The organism is Streptomyces sp. NPDC104814 (assembly GCF_055583185.1).
The window spans coordinates 205,560-223,732 of the sequence record NZ_JBVJOL010000004.1; the positions used below are offsets into that span (position 1 = coordinate 205,560).

Below are 18,173 nucleotides of genomic sequence, written 5' to 3' on the forward strand. Positions count from 1 at the left end.
GGGCGGGCAGGGCAAGTACGCTGAGATGAACGCTGTGTGTGCGTCGCGAGCCGACGGAAGAGCACCCCGTGAACAGAAGTCTGCGCGTGCTCCACCAGGGAGTGAGCTGGGTCAAGGACCACCACCTCCTGCGGCGCGGCAGGGAGCTGGAGCTGATGCACCGGGCCATGGGGTTCGCCACCCTGGCCCTCGTGACGCTGGCTCCGTTGCTGATCGTGGTGGCCGCGGCCGATCCGCTGGAGCGTGGCGGCTTCTCCGCGTGGCTCGCCGACGGCATGGGGATGTCGGGCCGCTCGGCGAAGATCCTCACGGACATCAGCAGCCCGCCGAGCAACGTGGTCAACGCGACCAGTGTGTGGGGCGGTGTCGCGCTGGCCGTGTTCGGTGTGTCCTTCGCGGGCAGCGTGCAGAACGGCTACGAGCGGATCTGGAACCTGCCGCCGGGCCCGTGGCACAAGATCTGGCGGCAGGCGGCGTGGCTGGCGGCCCTCACCGTGTACCTCTACCAGGAGGTGCAGACCCGCGCGGCCCTCAGCGGGCCGGAGCGGATCGCCCTGTCGTCGGCGACGGGCATCGTGTTCTTCTGGTGGGGGCAGTACTTCCTGCTCGGCGGTCAGGTGCGCTGGCTGCACCTGCTGCCGGGTTCGGTCGCCACGATGGTGGGCCTGGTCGGCCTGAGAGGCTTCTCCTACCTCGTCTTCACCCCGCTGATCGTCGACAACGCGGTCAGCTACGGCACGGTGGGCATCGTCCTCGTCGTGGAGTCCTGGCTGATCGGCGTGGGCTTCGTCGTCTACGGCGGCTCGATGTTCGGCCACTGGCTGTACGAACACCATCTGTGGGACCGCACGCCGGACACGAGCCGGACGCCCCGTCCCCCGGCCCCTCAGCCGCCGGGGCCGGACCCGGGACCGCCCCGCCGGGGCTGAGGTGCCGCCCGGCCCGGCGGGTGGCACCGTGACCGGCCCCGGCGGGCGGCACCGTGACCGGCTGGGCCGAGGGGCCGTGGCCCAAGAAGGCAGGGGCTGCGGCGGGGTGCCGGGCGGCTTGGATAGAGTCGGGCCCATGTCACACCCTGACAAACTGCTGGTCGACATCGCCACACACGTGGAATCCGGGCACAGCAACCAGATGTCATTGACCGTGGTCGTGGACGGAGCCGTGATCACCGGGCGGCTCGCGCCGGAGACGGTCTGGCGCCAACGGGTCGCCGAAGTGCTGCGGGACTCCGAGCGGCTCAGCCGGTTCGCCGGGATCTTCACCGCGGGCCACGAGGCGCCGGACCCCTCCGATCCCCCCAGGCAGCCCACGCACCTGCACTTCCATCTGGCGCGGATCATCCAGGGCACCGTCGGCATCCCCGAGAGCGGCGGCATGTACCGCGTCGCCATCGGGGACGTGACCGCCTGGACCATCGGGGACGTCCGCTACTCCGACGGCTGAGACTCCTCTTACGAAACCCTGACGTGCGGGGCCGTGCACCCCCGGGCCGCCCGCCGCGGACCTAACCTGCGGCCATGCGTGTACTGGTCACCGGCGGTGCCGGCTTCATCGGGTCCCATGTCGTCGAGGCGCTGGGCGAGCGCGGACACGAAGCGGTGGTGTTCGACGTGCGCGCGGACCCGGCCGCGGACGTGCGCGACGCGGAGGCGGTGGGCCGGGCGCTGGCCGGGGTCGACGCCGTGTGCCATCAGGCCGCGATGGTCGGTCTCGGCACCGGCTTCGCGGACGCCCCTGACTACGCCTCCCACAACGACCTGGGCACCGCCGTCCTGCTCGCGGCGATGGCCCGGGCCGGGGTGCGTCACCTGGTGCTGGCCGGGTCGATGGTGGTCTACGGAGAGGGCCGCTACACCTGTCCCGCGCACGGTGATCTCCGGCCGGGGCCGCGCGCCGAGGCGGACCTGGCGGCGGGACGGTTCGAGCCGCGGTGCCCGCTGTGCGGCGGGGACCTGGAGCCCGGCCTGGTCGGCGAGGACGCGCCGGCCGACCCGCGCAACGTGTACGCGACGACGAAGCTCGCCCAGGAGCACCTGGCAGCCGCCTGGGCACGGTCCACGGGCGGGGTGGCGGTGTCGCTGCGCTACCACAACGTGTACGGGCCGCGGATGCCCCGCGACACCCCGTACGCCGGAGTGGCGTCGTTCTTCCGCTCCGCGCTCGCCCGGGGCGAAGCACCCCGTGTGTTCGAGGACGGGCGCCAGCGGCGGGACTTCGTGCACGTACGGGACGTGGCAGCGGCCAATGTCGCGGCGCTTCGGGCCGGTTCGCCCCCGGGCACGTTGACGGCGTACAACACCGGCAGCGGCGAGCCGCGCACGGTGGGCGACCTGGCCCACGCCCTCGCTGCGGCGCACGGCGGGCCGCGGCCGGTGGTGACCGGCGAGTTCCGGCTGGGCGACGTCCGGCACGTCACGGCGGACTCCTCACGGCTGCGGACCGAACTGGGCTGGCGGCCCAGGGTGGCGTTCGAGGAGGGGATGCGGGAGTTCGCGGCCGGAGGGTGAACGCCGGGCTCCGGCCGGCCGGGGGGCCAGGAGGCTGGAGAACGCAGGTGGGTGGGGCTTCGGCCGCCTGGCGAAGGCGGGAGCCGGGGGGCGTGGTCAGGCTGTCCGCCGGCCGGAGCCGTCAGGCGTCGGCCGTCGGCAGGACCACCTCGAAGCGGCAGCCGCCCATGACGTTGCGGACGGCGGCCCGGCCCTGGTGCGCCTCGACGATGCCGCGGACGATGGCCAGGCCCAGGCCCGCGCCGGCCGGCGGGGTGCGGGCGTCCGAGCCGCGCCAGCCGGTGTCGAACACCCTCGGCAGGTCCTCCTCGGGGATGCCTCCGCACCCGTCGGTCACCGACAGCACCACGCCGTCCGCGGCGCGTTCGGCGGCCACCGCGACCGTGCCGTCGGCCGGGGTACGGCGGATCGCGTTGACGAGCAGGTTGCCCAGCACCCGGCTCATCTCCCTGCCGTCGACCTCGACCGGCACCCGCTCGACGTGATCCCCGACCAGCCGTACGCCGTGCTCGCGGGCCAGTGGACCGGCCCCGGCCAGGGCGTCGCCGACGAGGTCGTACAGGGAGATGCGGGAGCGGGTCAGGGCGAGGGTGCCGGCGTGGATGCGGGACAGCTCGAAGAGGTCGCCCACCATGTCGTTGAGCCGTTCCACCTCGGTGCGGATCTGCCGCAGATAGCGGTCGGGGTCGGCGGCCACCCCGTCCTCCAGCGCCTCCGCCATCGCCCGCAGGCCGGCCAGCGGGGTGCGCAGGTCGTGCGAGATCCACGCGACGAGCTCACGGCGGGAGGACTCCAGGGCGCGCTCGCGCTCCCGGGACTCGGCGAGCCGGGCGCTGGTGGCCGCCAGTTCCCTGCTCAGTTCGTCCAGTTCGGCCGTGGTCGGGCCGTCGGGCGCGGCGAAGGAGCCGGCGTCGCCGAAGGAGCGGGCGGCCAGGGCGAGTTCCCGGCTGCGGGCCACCACCCAGCGGCCCAGCAGCGACGCGGTCGCCAGGGAGACGACGGCCGCCATCGCCACGACGGTGGTGACGACGCTCAGGTCGTGTCCGGACAGGAACATCGCCTGCGCCACCGCCAGGGTGCCGGCCAGCATCGCGCCCACGGCGACCGCCGCGACCACGGTCAGCGAGGCGATCAGCGAACGCCTGCGGATCAGCCGCAGGACTCCCGCGCCGACCAGGCCGGTGGCGGCGGCGCCGCAGAAGGCGTACAGGGCGATCAGCGCGGTGTCGGACACGTCAGCCCTCCTGGTCCGCCGAGGGGTCGAAGCGGTAGCCGACCCCCCACACGGTCTGGATCAGGCGCGGCCGGGCCGGATCGTCCTCGATCTTGGCGCGCAGCCGCCGCACATGGACGGTGACGGTGGACAGGTCGCCGAAGTCCCACCCCCACACCTCACGCATGAGGTCCTCGCGGCTGCAGGCGCGGCCGGGATGCCGGAGGAAGAAGGCGAGCAGGTCGAACTCGCGCAGTGTGAGGGCCAGTTCGGCACCGTCCCGGGTGGCGCGGCGGGCGGCCGGGTCGACGGTGATTCCGGCCGCGGCGAGCGGCGCGGCCGCCGGCTGCGGCCGGGTGCGGCGCAGCACGGACTGCACCCGCAGCACCAGTTCACGGGGGCTGAACGGCTTGGTCACGTAGTCGTCGGCGCCGACCTCCAGGCCGAGCACGCGGTCGTCCTCGTCGCCCCGGGCGGTGAGCATGATTACCGGAACGGGTCCTCGCTCCCGGATCCGGCGGCACACCTCCAGGCCGTCCATTCCGGGCAGCATCAGGTCGAGGACGACCAGGTCGGGGCGGTTGCGGGCGGCCTGCTCCAGCGCGCCGGGACCGTCCGCGGCGCGGTCCACGGCGCAGCCGGCGCGGACCAGATAGCCGGCGACGACCTCGGCGACGGTGGGGTCGTCGTCGACGACCAGGACCCGGGCGCGGAGCGCCGCCGGGCCGTCGGCCGCGGGGTGCGCGAAGGGGTACGGCTGCTGCATGGGTCCAGCCTCGCACCGCGTCCGGCCCGCTGCGGCGCACGGGGGGCCGGGCCCGTCCGACGTCCGTGTTTCGTAAGGAGCGACAGCCCGGAACGACCGTTTTGCGTCCGTAGGGTGAGTGCCGTGACGACCTACCCCGCCCCCTGCGGCGTCGATGTGATCCTGCCCTGCCTCGACGAGGCCGAGGCGCTTCCCTGGGTGCTGGCCCGCATCCCGCGCGGCTGGCGGGCCCTCGTCGTGGACAACGGCTCGGGCGACGGTTCGGCCGAGCTGGCCCGCGACCTCGGCGCCACCGTCGTGAGCGAGCCGCGGCGCGGGTTCGGGGCCGCCTGCCACGCCGGGCTGACGGCGGCGAGCGCCGACATCGTCTGCTTCTGCGACTGCGACGGCTCGCTCGACCCGTCGCTGCTGGAGCCCTTCGTCGACGAGGTCCGCTCCGGCGCGGCCGATCTGGTCCTCGGCCGGCGGCGGCCGCGCGGCCGCGGCGCCTGGCCGGTGCACGCCCGCGCCGGGAACGTGGCCCTGGCCCGCCTGGTACGCCGCCGCACCGGGCTGCGGCTGCGCGATGTCGGCCCGCTGCGGGCCGCCCGCCGCGAGCCGCTGCTCGCCCTCGGTCTGACGGACCGGCGCAGTGGCTATCCGCTGCAGATGGTCGTGCGGGCCGCCGACGCCGGCTGGCGCGTCACCGAGCACGACGTGCCGTACGTGCCGCGCACCGGGGCCTCGAAGGTGACCGGCACCTGGCGCGGCACCTGGCAGGCGGTACGGGACATGAGCCGTGCCCTGGCCGAGCCGGCCGCGGACGGGGGTTCCCGGTGACCACACTGATCGTCATCGCCAAGGAGCCCCGGCCCGGCCGGGTGAAGACACGGCTCACGCCGCCGTACACGCCGAGTCAGGCGGCCGCGCTCGCCGAAGCCGCGCTCACCGACACCCTGACCGCGGTCGCGGCGACACCCGCGGCCCGGCGCGTCCTCGTCCTGGACGGCAGGCCGGGGCCGTGGCTGCCGCCCGGCTTCGACGTCGTACCGCAGTGCGGCGGCGGGCTGGACGAGCGGCTCGCCGGCGCCTTCGCCGGCTGCGACGGACCGGCGCTGCTCATCGGCATGGACACCCCGCAGGTGACACCGCAGCTCCTCGCCGTGGATTTCGGCGACTGCGACGCCTGGTTCGGGCCGGCCGAGGACGGCGGCTTCTGGGCCCTCGGCCTGGCCGCACCCGATCCCCGGCTGGTCCGGGACGTGCCCATGTCGACGCCCTCGACCGGGGCGGTGCAGCGGCGGCGGCTGGTCGCGGCCGGGCTGCGCGTGCGCGACCTGCCCCGGCTGCGCGACGTCGACACGGCTCGCGACGCGGCGGCGGTCGCCGCCCAGGCGCCCCACGGCAGCTTCGCCGCGCAACTGTCCCGCCTCGGTACGGCCGCTGACCGGTGAGCGCCACGCACGAGGTGCCGCCGCCGGCAGCCCGGCACCGACCTGCCACCGGCGAGCGCACCGCGCACGGCGTGCCCGCCTGGTCCGGGGACGAGCCCTACGCCGGAGCGCTGCGGGCGGGCCGCGGGCCGCTGTTCCTGCGGCGGGCCGACGGGTGGCTGCTGCCGCTGGAGGTGGAGCGGTGGTGTGCCGACGCCGACGCGGTGGACCTGGGCGTCCTGGACCGCTGCGAGGGTGCCGTCCTCGACGTCGGGTGCGGACCGGGCCGGCTGGTCGCCGCGCTCGCGGAACGAGGACGGCCGGTGCTGGGCCTCGACGTCAGCGAGGCAGCCGTCGCCCACACCCGGCGACGCCTGCGCCGGGCCCCCCTCGACGACACCGGTACGCCGGTCGGCGGGGAACCCTGCGCGCCGCCGCACACCAGGGCCTGCGCGTCACCGGACGGCTGGGCGTGCGCGTCGCCGCACACCAGTGCGTGCGCGTCGCCGGACAGCCGGGCCTGCGCACTGCCGCCCGGCGAGCCCTGCGCACCACGGCCCGACGCACTCTGCGCACCCCAGCACCCCGGACCCTGCGCATCCCCGCCCGCCGGACGGTGCGGGCAGCCGTACGCCGGGGCTCGCGTCGAGGCTCCCGGCGGCGTCCGGGTCTGTACGTCGCCGTCCTGCGGGTGCAGGGCGGTGTCACCGGCCGTCGAGGCGCGGACGTCACCGCGGGCGGGCGTCTGCGTCCTGTGCCGGTCCGTTTTCGCGCCGCTGCCCGGCGAGGGCCTCTGGGGCACCGCGCTGCTGCTGGACGGCAACATCGGCATCGGCGGGGACCCCTCGGCGCTGCTCGGCCGGCTGGCCCGGGTGCTCGCCCCGGGCGGCCTGGCGCTCGTCGAGACCGCGACGGCCGACGTCGACGAGCGGGTCACGGTCCGTCTCACCGGCGTCGGCGAAGGGGCCGGCAACCCGTTTCCGTGGGCCCGCATCGGAACGCCCGCGCTGCTGCGTCGCGCCCGGCGCGCGGGCTGGCGCACCGCCGGTCAGTGGGCGGCGGGCGGCCGGTGCTTCGTCGCCCTGCGCAGCCGCCACACCAGCGCCACCGCCGAGCCGCCGAAGAGGGCGGCGCTGATCAGCAGCCAGCGGGTCAGGAAGCCGTCCGCCGACAGCCCGGCGACCCGCTCGTAGCGGTCGGCGACCCGTCCGCCGATCAGCGGGAACCACACGAGGAGCAACAGGCCGGACAGCGCGGCGGGCACCCGGACGTAAGGCGCCCACCCGCGGCCGCCGACCGCGCCGCACGTCCGCAGCAGGGCCCGGTCCAAGGCGGCGTACAGCGGCAGCAGCACCAGGTCGTGCAGCAGTGCCGCGCCGACGAACCACAGCGCGACGGCGAACCAGTCCCCTGCGAGCAGCCGCACCCCGGCGTACCCGGCGAGGGCGAACGAGCAAGCGAGGAGCAGCAGTCGCAGCGGGCTGCCGAGGCTGATCCGGTGGCGCATCACAGGGCTCCGAAGGTCAGACGGGCCACCCACTTGGTGTTCAGCACACCGGGTGCCGCGGGGACGATCACCCGGGCCGGATACCCGTGGTCCAGGGTGAGGGGTTCGCCGTTGACGGACAGCGCGAGCAGACTGCGGCCGTCGGCGACCTGGCCGGCGCTGAGCGCGGCCCGGCGGAAGGCGCCGTGCCGCTGGAGCGACTCCACGAGCACGTCGGCCGGGTCGTCGTGGCCGACCAGCGCGGCGAGGTCGCGCAGCCGTACACCGCGCCACCACTGATCGGAGGTCGACCAGCCCTCCACGCACGCGATCGGCAGCGCGGCGCTGTGCTGCCCCAGCCGCAGCAGGTCACCGCGGGTCAGGCGGACGGTGCCGGTACGACCGGTCACGGCCAGCCGCCACGCCTCCTCGCCGGTGTCCACGGCGCGGATACCGGCGTACGCGGCGGTCTTGTTGATCTGGAAGCCGCCCGGCCCGCCCCCCGGATCCGCCCAGCCGTGCGGGGCGAGCAGCGCGGTCCGCCGCAGCGGCCCGTCGAAGCTGCGGCCGGCGCTGGTGGCGAACAGCAGCAGCGAGCCGCCACCGACCAGCCACAGCGCACCGCGGCGGGACACGCTCGGCGGATCGGGGCGCGGTGCGACGAGGTCGGCGCCCGGTGCGTCCAGCGCCCGGTCCGACGCCCGTCCGCGTACGGTGCGCACCGCCGCGGGCGCCCGCAGCGCCGCGTGCACCACGAACGCGGCGAAGAACACCCAGGCCCCGTAGAAGTGCAGGGGGTAGAAGGAGCCGGGGAAGACGTAGTCGAGCTGGACGTTGAGCACACCCGTGGTGAACTCGAACAACGCTCCCCCGACCAGCAGCAGCAGCGAGACGCGTTCCGCGGCGTGCGCCAGGGACCGGGCGGGCGGCAGGGCGAACAGCTTGGGCACCACCGACCACAGCTTGGCCAGCAGCACCGGGATCAGCGTGATGCCGAGTGTGACGTGCACGCCCTGGGTGAGGCGGTACAGCCAGACCGGGTTCGTCGGCCAGGCGAAGAGGTAGAAGCCCAGGACGCCCTTGCCGGGCGTCTTGTCGTTCACCGGGGACAGCCCGGGGTTGTAGGCGGCGTAGGACACCAGTCCGGTCACGAACAGCACGGTGACGCCGACGAGCAGCACCAGTCCGAGCACCGAGGTGAACCACGGTCCGCGCAGCGGGCTGCGCCAGAAGCCGGGTGAGGTGGGAAGCCGTTGAGCGCGCATGTGCCGACCGTAGGCCGCGAGGGGCGCGGCGGCGGGGTCGTGACCCATGACGAAACGCTGACGTCGTGCGGTCGGGGCACCGGCGGGAGCGCCGCTCGCCCTAGCGTGCCGGTGTGAACCGAGCCCTTCTGCGCGATGTGTACGCCGTCGCCGGCGCCGCCCTGCTCGTGGCGACCGCGGTCCTCGTCGGCCGCCGGATCCCGGACTTCCCGCGCAAGCTGTTCGTCGGCTGGCCGCCGCTCGTGGGGACCTGGGGCCCGCACGCCGGCCCCGGCACCCCGGCCGCCCTGGCGGTGGCGGTCCTGGTCGTGGCGTACGGCCCGGTGACGGCGGCCCGGCTGCCCTGGCGGCCCCTGCTCGTCGCCGTCTGGGGCTCGGCGCTGGCCTGGATCTGGTCGCTCGCCCTGGTCGACGGCTGGCGCCGCGGCGTCGTCGGCCGGCTCACCACGCGCTACGAGTACCTCCAGGCCGTCGGCCGTTTCCACGACATCCCGGCCGCCCTGCGGGACTTCACCCACCACATCCTGCTCCACTCCCCCGGCAACTGGCCCGCGCATGTGGCCGGGCATCCGCCGGCCGCGACGCTCACCTTCGTGCTGCTGGACCGGGCCGGTCTGCGCGGCGGCGGCTGGGCCGGAGCCTGGTGCATCACGCTCGGCGCCACGGCCGGCGTGGCGGTGCTGGTGGCGGTGCGCCTGCTGACCGGGGAGGAGCAGGCCCGGCGTGCGGCGCCGTTCGTGGTGCTCGCACCGGCCGCCGTGTGGATGGGCACCTCCCCCGACGCGTACTTCGCCGCCGTCGCCGCCTGGTCGGTGGCGCTGCTCGCGGTGGCCGTGGTCCGGCGGTCCCGGGCGGCGGCCTTCGGGGCGGGACTGCTGTTCGGACTGACCTGCTACCTGTCGTACGGGCTCACCCTGATGGCGCTGGTCGGCGCGGCGGCGGTGCTGATCGCGCGGCCCACGGCCCGCGTGCTGCTGCGCGGGGCTCCCTTCCTGCTCGCCGGCTGCGCGGTGGTGCCGGTGCTGTTCACCGCCGCCGGCTTCGACTGGTGGGAGGCGTACCGGCTGCTGGTCGAGCGCTATTACCAGGGCGCCGGGGGTGTGCGTCCGTACGGCTACTGGGTGTGGGCGAACCTGGCGTGCACCGCCTTGGTGGTCGGCGCGGCGACCGTGGCGGGGCTGCGGCGGGCGGGTGCCGTGGGTGGCGAGGTGCTGCTGCGGCGGGTGCCGGCCGGTGAGCGCGGGACACCGCGTCGCGGGCGCGTCGCCGACTCGCCCCGGCTGCGCCTGACGGTGCTCGTGTACGCGGCCCTGGTCGCCCTCCTCGTCGCCGATCTGTCCGGCATGAGCAAGGCCGAGACCGAGCGCATCTGGCTGCCGTTCGCGGTGTGGCTGTTGCCGGCAGGCGCGCTCCTGACCCGGCCGCGGGCGTGGCTCGGCGCACAGGCACTGCTCGCGCTCCTGCTCAACCACCTGCTGTGGACGGGATGGTGACGGCTCGGCCGACCTCGTCACCACCCGCGTTGCGTCGAACCCGGGCGCCCGGGCGGCGCACGGCCGTCGGATGCTCGCGCGGGCGCGTCAGCGACGGTTGACCCCTGTCGCCCCCGCGAGTGATCGTCCGGTGCGCTGCCGGGGCAACGGGCCCGCATCTGATGATCATGGTGCGGTGACGTACAACTCCCCACTCCCCCGCCGTCGCGGCGTGCTGGTCACCGCCGCGCTGGGCGTACTCGGTCTGCTGCTGCCCGTGCCGGCCGCGCATGCCGCCGCGTCCGCGCCCCGGCCGGCCACGCCCTCCGAGCGCACCACCGACGCCTATCTGCACGCCGTACGCGACGACCCACGACTGCTGCACCGCTTCTTCGCGGCCATGCCCAAGGGCGGCGACCTGCACAACCACCTCTCGGGTGCGGTGACGACCGAGTACCTGATCGAGCTGGCCGCCGAGGACGGCCTGTGCGTCGCCACGGCGACGATGACCGCGGTGGCCCCGCCGTGCGGTCCCGGCACCCGGCCGGCCGCCGACGCGCGCACCGACCGCGCCTTCCACGACGCGCTCGTGCGGGAGTGGTCCATGCAGGACTTCCCACCGGACGGCAACGGCCACGACCACTTCTTCGACACCTTCGGCAAGTTCGGCGAGGTGACCTGGCGGCACCGGGGCAAGCTGCTGTCCGAGGTCGCCGACACCGCCGTACGCAACAACCAGTTCTATCTGGAGACCATGGTCTCGCCCGCGTCCGACGGCGCGAAGAAGCTCGCGGGCCAGGTCGGCTGGGACGCCGATCTCGCCCGGCTGCACGGCAAGTTGACGGCCGGCGGGAAGCTCGACGCCTTGGTGACCGAGGCCCGCAAGGAGGCCGACGACTCCGACGCCGAGTTCCGGGCCACGTCGCACTGCGGCACCCGGCAGGCCCGGCCGGGGTGCGGACTTCAGGTGCGGTGGATCTCGCAGGTGTCGCGGGGCAGCGCACCGGAGCGGGTGTTCACGCAGCTGGCCCTCGGCATGCGGCTGGCGGAGCGGGACCCGCGGTTCGTCGCGGTCAACCTGGTGCAGCCCGAGGACTGGGACAGCTCGCTACGCGACTACAGCCTGCAGATGCGGATGGTGCAGTACCTGCGGGGCGTCTATCCGAAGGCTCATGTCACGCTGCACGCCGGGGAGTTGTGGCCCGGGCTGGTCAAGCCGGCCGACCTGAAGTTCCACATCGCCCAGGCGGTGGACGTCGCGCGGGCCGAGCGGATCGGGCACGGGGTCGACCTGGTCCACGAGGACGACTGGCAGCGTACGGCGCGGACCATGGCGGACCGGGAGATCGCCGTCGAGGTGCCGTTCAGCAGCAACGCGCAGATCCTCGGCGTGCGGGGGGACGAACATCCGTTCGCCACGTACCGGGCGTTCGGCGTGCCGGTGGTGCTGGCCACCGACGATCCCGGGGTGAGCCGGATCGACATCACGCACGAGTACCAGTACGCCGCGGAGACGTACGGGCTGTCGTACCCCGAGGTGAAGGACCTGGCCCGGGCGTCGCTCGAGTACGCGTTCCTGCCCGGGGAGAGCCTGTGGCGGGGCAACCCGACGCGGAGCGGGTATGTGCCGGCGGCCGCCTGCCGTGGGGTCGCCGTCGGGCGGGAGGTGCCGGGAGGTGCGTGCCGTCGGCTGCTCGAGTCGAGCCCGAAGGCTGCCGTGGAGTGGCGGCAGGAGGGCGCGTTCCGGGCGTTCGAGCGGTCGGTGGGCCTGACGGCTCGCTGACCCTTGGCCGAGGAGCCGTCGTGGGGTGCGGTGAGGCTGCTCCCACGGCGGCTCCTTCACGTGCGGTGGAGGGGACGGCACCTTCAGGTGCGGTGCAGGCTCCTTCACGTGCGCTGTGGCTCAGGTCGTGTCTGGGGGCCGCGTCGAGTCGGTGCCGCGGCTGCGGGTCGTGCTGGCGCGGACCATCAGGCGGGGTTCGACCAGGGCCGGTTCCGCGCGTGCCTCGGGGTCCTCGATATGGCGCAGCAGGTGGGCCACCGCCAGCGTGCCCATCTGGGTGAACGGCTGGGCCACCGTGGTCAGGGAGGGCGAGCAGTACTCGGCGAGTTCGATGTCGTCGACGCCGACCACGGAGATGTCCTCGGGCACCCGGCGGCCCAGTTCGTGCAGGGCCCGGATCACGCCGAAGGCCATCTCGTCGCTGGCGACGAAGACCGCCGTGGCGTCGGGGATGCGCCCGAGGATCAGTCCGTTGCGGTAGCCGGACGCGGGCGACCAGTCGCCCTCCAGCGGGGGCGGTACCGGCCGGCCGGCCTCCTCCAGGGTCGCGCGCCAGCCGTCCCGGCGGGCCGCCGCCTCCAGCCACTCCTCGGGGCCGGCGATGTGCCAGACCGTGTCGTGGCCGAGGTCGAGGAGGTGACGGGTGGCGAGGCGGGCGGCGAGGGTCTGGTCGACGGCGACCACCTCGGTGGCGGCGGTGCGGGAGCCGTCGATGGTGATGGTGGGGATCGAACGGGTGAGCTGTTCGATCCGCGGGCTGGTGTGGGTGAGCGGTACGGAGAGGATCACGCCCTCGACGTCCTGGTCGGCCAGGCGGGACAGCGCGTCCTCGATGGCCGCGGTGTCGAGGGAGGCGGTCGTCGCCGTGCTGACCGTGTAGCCGGCCTCGCGGGCGGCGTTCTCGATGCCGGAGGTGACGGCGGCACGGGAGTAGAAGGTGGTCTGGAGGGTCACCACGCCGATCGTGCGACTGCGCCCGGAGGAGAGCGCGCGGGCGGCGCTGTTGCGGCGGTAGCCGAGCTGTTCGACGGCGGCCAGGACCTTGGTGCGGGTCTTCTCCTGGACGTTCGGGTGCCCGGAGAGCACACGGGAGACGGTCTGTGCCGAGACCCCCGCGAGCCGTGCCACATCCGTCATCGCGGGCGGCCGTTCCGCTTCGGCAGTCCGATGCGCCATGTGCCCCTTCCCCGGTTCGGTGGGCTCGATGATATCGCCCACATGGCGGCGGTGGTGCGGCTGCGGACGGGACGCGGTAACGCCTGTTGGCATCGATAACATTCTCTGCCATAGTGGCGGCCGTCGGCGGATGGATGGGGAGACGTATGGAGCGGTCCGGTGCGGGTGAAGGGGCCTCGTCCGGTGACGGGATATCGATAACATGGGGCGGTTCTCCTCTGCTGACGTGGAGCGACGGCACCCTGCTGCGGGCGGGGCGGCCGCACCGTGTGCTCGCGGGCTCTCTGCACTACTTCCGGGTGCACCCCGGGCAGTGGGCCGACCGGCTGGACCGGCTCGCCGCGCTCGGGCTGAACACCGTGGACACCTATGTGCCGTGGAACTTCCACGAGCCCACGCCGGGCGACGTCCGCTTCGACGGCTGGCGGGACGTGGCCCGCTTCCTGCGGCTCGCCCAGGAGCGGGGGCTCGACGCGATCGTGCGGCCCGGGCCGTACATCTGCGCCGAGTGGGACAACGGCGGTCTGCCCGCCTGGCTAACCGGCACGCCCGGCGTGCGGCTGCGGACCTCCGAGGCGTCGTTCCTGGAGGCGGTGGGCCACTGGTTCGATCACGTCGTGCCGCGCGTCGCCGAGGCGCAGGCCGCCCGTGGCGGGCCCGTCGTCGCGGTGCAGATCGAGAACGAGTACGGCAGTTACGGCGACGACGCGGCCTATGTGCGCTGGGTGCGCGACGCCCTCGTGGAGCGGGGGATCACCGAGCTGCTCTACACCGCCGACGGCCCGACCGCGCTGATGCAGGACGGGGGCAGTGTGCCCGGTCAGCTGGCGGCGGCGACGTTCGGTTCGCGGCCCGGGGAGGCGGCGGCGCTGCTGCGGGCTCGTCGGCCCGGCGAGCCGTTCCTGTGCGCGGAGTTCTGGAACGGCTGGTTCGACCACTGGGGCGAGAAGCACCACGTGCGCTCACCCGGCAGCGCCGCCGAGGACGTCGGCGGCATCCTCGACGCGGGCGGCTCGCTCAGCCTGTACATGGCGCACGGCGGCACCAACTTCGGGCTGTGGGCGGGCGCCAACCACGACGGCGAGCGCTTGCAGCCGACCGTCACGAGTTACGACTCGGACGCCCCGATCGCCGAACACGGGGCGCTCACCGAGAAGTTCTTCGCGCTGCGGGAACGGCTGGCCGCCGTGCGCGGTACCGACCTGCCGCCGGTGCCCGCCGATCCGCCGGTGCTGGGGGCCCGCTCGCTCCCGGTGACGCACGGCGCCGCCCTGCTGGACGCGTTGCGCGCGACGGGAGAGCCGGTGCGTGCCCCGGCACCGCTCAGCTTCGAGCAGCTCGGTCAGTCCGCCGGTCTGGTGCTCTACGAGGCCGCACCCCTCCTGCCCGAGGGCCGCCACGAGGTGACGGTGACCGGACTGCACGACCGGGCCCAGGTCTTCGTCGACGGCGCCCCCGTGGCCGTGCTCGACACGGAGACCGCCTCGTTCACGGTGGACGGGGCCGGGAAGCGGGTCCGGCTCGGGCTGCTCGTGGAGAACCAGGGGCGCATCAACTACGGGCCGCTGCTCGGCCAGGGCAAGGGCATCCTGGGCGGGGTGCGGGTGGAGCGCCGGCTGGTGCACGGCTGGACCATGTACCGGCTGCCGCTCGACCGGTGGACGCAGCGGGACCTGGCGGCCGCCACCGCGGCGGCGCCGGCGGACGGCCGGGCCGGCTTCGCCACCGCGACCCTCGACGTCGGCGGGCCCGCCGACACCTTCCTGCGGCTGCCCGGCTTCGGCAAGGGGTTCGTCTGGGTCAACGACACCCTGCTCGGGCGGTACTGGGACGTCGGTCCGCAGACCACCTACTACGTCCCGGGACCGATGCTGCGGCCCGGCGAGAACACCCTGACGGTCCTGGAACTCGAACACCTCGGTGCGCACCTCGCGCTGGAGGACCGGCCGGACCTCGGTCCGACCGAGGAGTACATCGAGACCTTCGACTGAACACCCTCTCGTTCCGCGTCCCGGAGGACCCCATGCCCCTGGCAGCCGCCGGTGCGCTGCTCACCGAAGCCGCCGCCCGGCACCGTGTCGTCGCCGCGTTCCCGGTGCTCACCCTGGACCAGGCGCAGGCCGTCGTGGAGGGGGCCGAGGCCGTCCGCTCACCGGTGATCGTGCAGTTCGGCCCGGACGCCGTACGGCATCACGCGGGCCGGCTGCTGCCGCTGGCCCGGGCGGTCGCCGAACTCGCCGAACTCGCCACCGTGCCGGTGGCGCTCCACCTGGACCGGGTGCGCAGCACCGCGCTGCTCGCCCAGGTCGCGCACGGCCGGTTCAGCTCGGTGCTGTACGACGCGGCGCTGCTGCCCTGGGCGCGGAACGTGGCCACCACCCGCGAGGTCGTCCGCTGGGCGCACGAGCAGGGGCTGTGGGCGGAGGGCGAATGGGCCGGGCCGGCCGATCCCGAGGCGGTCCGGGCCTACGCGTCGGCCACCGGGGTCGACGCCCTCGTCGTCACCGACCCCGTACTCCTCACCACGGCCCTGGACATCCCGTTGGTGCTGCGCGCCTCCCACCGGCCTCCGACCACCGCCGGCCTGACCAAGCTGGTGCTGGGCCCGGACCTCGACGCGGCCCTCACCCGAGCCCTGCACGACCGGCTCGCCCGCGACGCGCACGCGGACCCCCGGACGTATCTCGCCGCAGGCCGGCGTGCGATGGCCGATACCGTCGCCCGCTCCCTCACCGCTCTCGACGCTCAGCTCACTCCCCCACCGAGTAAGGAGCATCTGTGTCCACTCCTCGAAGAAGAGGCATCGGCACGGCCTTCGCCGCGGCCCTCGGCCTGACCTGCGCCGGACTGACCTGCGCCCTGACGACCGGCACCGCCGAGGCGTCGGACGCCTACACGGTGACCGTCGGTGCGAAGGGCTCCTGGACCCACCCGGACGACACCCCGGCAGCGCCGTACCTCGACAAGGACGGCACCTTCTACTTCCAGCAGGCGCACTCCCTGTACAGCGCGACCGACAGCCGGCAGTGGACCTTCTTCACCGGCACCAACCTCGACACCGCCGCCCGGTCGAGCGCCCTGAGCGACGCCGTGACCCCGGCCGACCCGAACGACCGCAACAACGACACCACTTCACGCTGCAACAAAAGCCCCACCGGCAAGGAAGCCACCTACGCCCCGGCCGGGTCGGGCTACGCCCAGCGCAACTACTGCGATCTGGCGGGCGTGTGGGTCGATCCGGACACGGGCGACTGGTACGGCCTGGTGCACAACGAGTTCACCCCGCAGCCCTTCGCCGACGGCGTCCACTACGACGCCATCGACTACGCCGTCTCCACCGACCAGGGCCACACCTGGACCGTCAAGGACCACGTGATCACCTCGCCGTACAGCACGAAGCGCGGTGACACGGCCGCCTTCCCGCAGCAGACGTACCACTACGGCGACGGCGACCCGCGCCTGTACGTCGACACCGCATCGGGTTACTTCTACGTCTTCTACGGCTCCCGGATCGTGGAGAAGGGCGGCGGCTGGAAGGCGTTCCACGCGCACGTGGCCCGTGCACCGATCGCCGGGAAGATGGCGCCGGGCAGCTGGCGCAAGTGGTACGACGGCACCTGGTCCGAGCCCGGCACCGGCGGCCGCGAGAGCAACATGGTCCCGGTCGACGCCGCCCACCCCACCGGCTACACCCCGGCCTCCGGCGAGTACGACCCGGCGCACGGCGGCACGGTGAGCGAGCAGGTCGCCGCGGGGGCGATGCCGCCCACTTCGCCCTTGTTCGTCATGGACATCACCTACGACGCGTATCTGGGTCTCTACCTCGGCGAACCGCAGGCCGTCGACCAGAGCGGCAAGGCGCCGCAGCAGTTCTACGCCACCGACGACCTCGCCTCGCAGAAGTGGCGGCTGATCGGCGACACCGGCAGCCACACCAACGCCTCCTGGTACCGCTGGTTCCTCGATCCGGCGAACCGCACCAGCAGCCAGATCGTCGGCAAGTCCTTCCGCTCCTACTGCTCCTTCGGGTGTTCCGGTGGCGCCTCGGGCGAGTACGTCGACGTCACGATCGGCAGCTCGGCGCCGGCCGCGCCGGTCGACCCGGCGACGGCGTACCGGATCACCGGCGGTGGCGGCCGGGTCCTCGCCCAGGTCTCCGGCAGCTCCGCCACCACCTCGGTGGCCGCCGCGACCGGCTCCGACCTGGAGGCGTGGACCTTCACCCCGAACGGCGACGGTTCGTACCGGATCGCCAACGCGGCCACGGGCCGGCTGCTCGGCGTCGACTCCTCTGTCACGGCCCGGCGGGCCTGGGGGACGCGTCCGACGGTCACCGCCTCCGGCGCGGGCGGCCCGGCCGTCGGGCAGCAGTGGTTCGTCGTCCCGGGCCGCACGGCCGCAGGGACGGCCACCGGGACCTACCGGCTCGTCAACCGCTACAGCGGTCTGGTGATCGGGCTGTCCGGCGTCTCGGGCCGGCTCGCCGAGACCACGCCGGTGCGCTCCTGGACCGACACCGCGGGAGGTGCCGTCGGCGGGGCACGAGCCGCGTCCGAGCAGACCCTGACGCTGACGCCCGTGGGCCCGGCGCCGTCGCTCGACGGCACGCACACGCTCGCCACGGGTGGCAAGGCGCTGGACGACCCCGGGCACAGCACCACCGCAGGCACGCAGCTCATCACCTACGCCGCGAACGGGGGCGCCAACCAGAGCTGGACGTTCACCCGGCTGACGGACGGCTCGTACACGCTGGTCAACGCCGAGTCGGGGCTGTGCGCCGACGTGGAGGGCGGCTCGCTCACCGCGGGCGCCAAGGTGATCCAGTGGCCGTGCACCGGGGGCGCCAACCAGCACTGGACCGTGCGGCGCCTGACGTCCGGGGCGTACACGGTGGCGTCGGTGAAGAGCGGGCTGCTGCTGACGACGGCGTCGACGGCCGACGCCGCACCGGTGACGCAGCAGGCCGACACCGGCTCTCCACTCCAGCAGTGGACGATCGGCTGACGCCGGAGGCCGGCGCGGTCCGGCTCACGCCGCAAGGCGGGCACGAGGTCCCGGGCAGGGGGTGGTCGGCCTCCCTGCCCGGGGCCTGC

15 protein-coding genes and 1 pseudogene are annotated in these 18,173 nt (G+C 74.2%); 11 read left to right on the forward strand and 5 right to left on the reverse strand.

The features are described from left to right. Positions 1–68 precede the first annotated feature (68 nt). The 3 genes from ACZ64A_RS16805 (at position 69) to ACZ64A_RS16815 (ending at position 2,507) form a co-directional block, all read left to right on the forward strand. Positions 69–929, forward strand: coding sequence for a ribonuclease BN (locus tag ACZ64A_RS16805; RefSeq protein WP_469811049.1), 861 nt, complete (start codon positions 69–71; stop codon positions 927–929). A 136-nt stretch (positions 930–1,065) separates the two neighbouring features. After that, positions 1,066–1,443, forward strand: a complete 378-nt coding sequence (locus ACZ64A_RS16810) for a hypothetical protein (protein ID WP_469811050.1) — start codon at positions 1,066–1,068, stop codon at positions 1,441–1,443. 74 nt (positions 1,444–1,517) lie between these two features. Continuing rightward, positions 1,518–2,507 carry an NAD-dependent epimerase/dehydratase family protein gene (locus ACZ64A_RS16815; RefSeq protein WP_469811051.1) on the forward strand — a complete coding sequence of 330 codons (990 nt, stop codon included), beginning with the start codon at positions 1,518–1,520 and terminating at the stop codon, positions 2,505–2,507. 121 nt (positions 2,508–2,628) lie between these two features. Here ACZ64A_RS16815 and ACZ64A_RS16820 read toward each other — a convergent pair whose 3' ends face one another. Both ACZ64A_RS16820 and ACZ64A_RS16825 read right to left on the reverse strand, forming a co-directional pair. Beyond that, positions 2,629–3,741: a sensor histidine kinase gene (locus ACZ64A_RS16820; RefSeq protein ID WP_469811053.1), complete on the reverse strand. Its 1,113-nt coding sequence runs from the start codon at positions 3,739–3,741 to the stop codon at positions 2,629–2,631. A 1-nt stretch (position 3,742) separates the two neighbouring features. Continuing rightward, complete coding sequence (locus tag ACZ64A_RS16825; RefSeq protein WP_469811054.1) at positions 3,743–4,486, reverse strand: response regulator transcription factor; 744 nt, start codon at positions 4,484–4,486, stop codon at positions 3,743–3,745. A gap of 114 nt (positions 4,487–4,600) precedes the next feature. Here ACZ64A_RS16825 and ACZ64A_RS16830 point away from each other — a divergent pair, with 114 nt between their 5' ends. The 3 genes and pseudogenes from ACZ64A_RS16830 to ACZ64A_RS16840 all read left to right on the forward strand — a co-directional run. After that, positions 4,601–5,305, forward strand: coding sequence for a glycosyltransferase family 2 protein (locus ACZ64A_RS16830; RefSeq protein ID WP_469811055.1), 705 nt, complete (start codon positions 4,601–4,603; stop codon positions 5,303–5,305). After that, a complete protein-coding gene (locus ACZ64A_RS16835) occupies positions 5,302–5,919 on the forward strand; it encodes a TIGR04282 family arsenosugar biosynthesis glycosyltransferase (RefSeq protein WP_469811056.1) in 618 nt (205 codons plus the stop codon). Before ACZ64A_RS16830 ends, ACZ64A_RS16835 begins: the two co-directional genes overlap by 4 nt. A gap of 71 nt (positions 5,920–5,990) precedes the next feature. Then, positions 5,991–6,320: pseudogene (locus ACZ64A_RS16840) on the forward strand (class I SAM-dependent methyltransferase); the annotation flags it as partial. A gap of 626 nt (positions 6,321–6,946) precedes the next feature. Here ACZ64A_RS16840 and ACZ64A_RS16845 read toward each other — a convergent pair. Then, positions 6,947–7,405, reverse strand: coding sequence for a hypothetical protein (locus ACZ64A_RS16845; protein WP_469811057.1), 459 nt, complete (start codon positions 7,403–7,405; stop codon positions 6,947–6,949). Continuing rightward, positions 7,405–8,649: a molybdopterin-dependent oxidoreductase gene (locus tag ACZ64A_RS16850; RefSeq protein ID WP_469811059.1), complete on the reverse strand. Its 1,245-nt coding sequence runs from the start codon at positions 8,647–8,649 to the stop codon at positions 7,405–7,407. The genes ACZ64A_RS16845 and ACZ64A_RS16850 overlap by 1 nt, the downstream gene beginning before the upstream one ends. Positions 8,650–8,762: 113 nt before the next feature. Between ACZ64A_RS16850 and ACZ64A_RS16855 the strand changes: the two genes are divergently transcribed. Continuing rightward, the gene (locus ACZ64A_RS16855) at positions 8,763–10,142 is read left to right on the forward strand and encodes a hypothetical protein (RefSeq protein ID WP_469811060.1); all 1,380 of its coding nucleotides are present in this window, start codon (positions 8,763–8,765) and stop codon (positions 10,140–10,142) included. 175 nt (positions 10,143–10,317) lie between these two features. Further along, positions 10,318–11,904, forward strand: coding sequence for an adenosine deaminase family protein (locus ACZ64A_RS16860; protein ID WP_469811061.1), 1,587 nt, complete (start codon positions 10,318–10,320; stop codon positions 11,902–11,904). A 120-nt stretch (positions 11,905–12,024) separates the two neighbouring features. On the opposite strand, the gene ACZ64A_RS16865 is transcribed toward ACZ64A_RS16860, so the two are convergent. Then, positions 12,025–13,080 carry a LacI family DNA-binding transcriptional regulator gene (locus tag ACZ64A_RS16865; protein WP_469811062.1) on the reverse strand — a complete coding sequence of 352 codons (1,056 nt, stop codon included), beginning with the start codon at positions 13,078–13,080 and terminating at the stop codon, positions 12,025–12,027. A 197-nt stretch (positions 13,081–13,277) separates the two neighbouring features. Between ACZ64A_RS16865 and ACZ64A_RS16870 the strand changes: the two genes are divergently transcribed. The 3 genes from ACZ64A_RS16870 to ACZ64A_RS16880 are packed head-to-tail and all read left to right on the forward strand — an operon-like array spanning position 13,278 to position 18,084. Further along, entirely contained in the window at positions 13,278–15,071 is a 1,794-nt protein-coding gene (locus ACZ64A_RS16870; protein ID WP_469811379.1) for a glycoside hydrolase family 35 protein, read from the forward strand. 32 nt (positions 15,072–15,103) lie between these two features. Beyond that, a complete protein-coding gene (locus tag ACZ64A_RS16875; protein ID WP_469811063.1) occupies positions 15,104–15,916 on the forward strand; it encodes a class II fructose-bisphosphate aldolase in 813 nt (270 codons plus the stop codon). Next, positions 15,859–18,084 carry an RICIN domain-containing protein gene (locus tag ACZ64A_RS16880; protein ID WP_469811064.1) on the forward strand — a complete coding sequence of 742 codons (2,226 nt, stop codon included), beginning with the start codon at positions 15,859–15,861 and terminating at the stop codon, positions 18,082–18,084. Before ACZ64A_RS16875 ends, ACZ64A_RS16880 begins: the two co-directional genes overlap by 58 nt. The last annotated feature ends 89 nt before the right edge of the window (positions 18,085–18,173 follow it).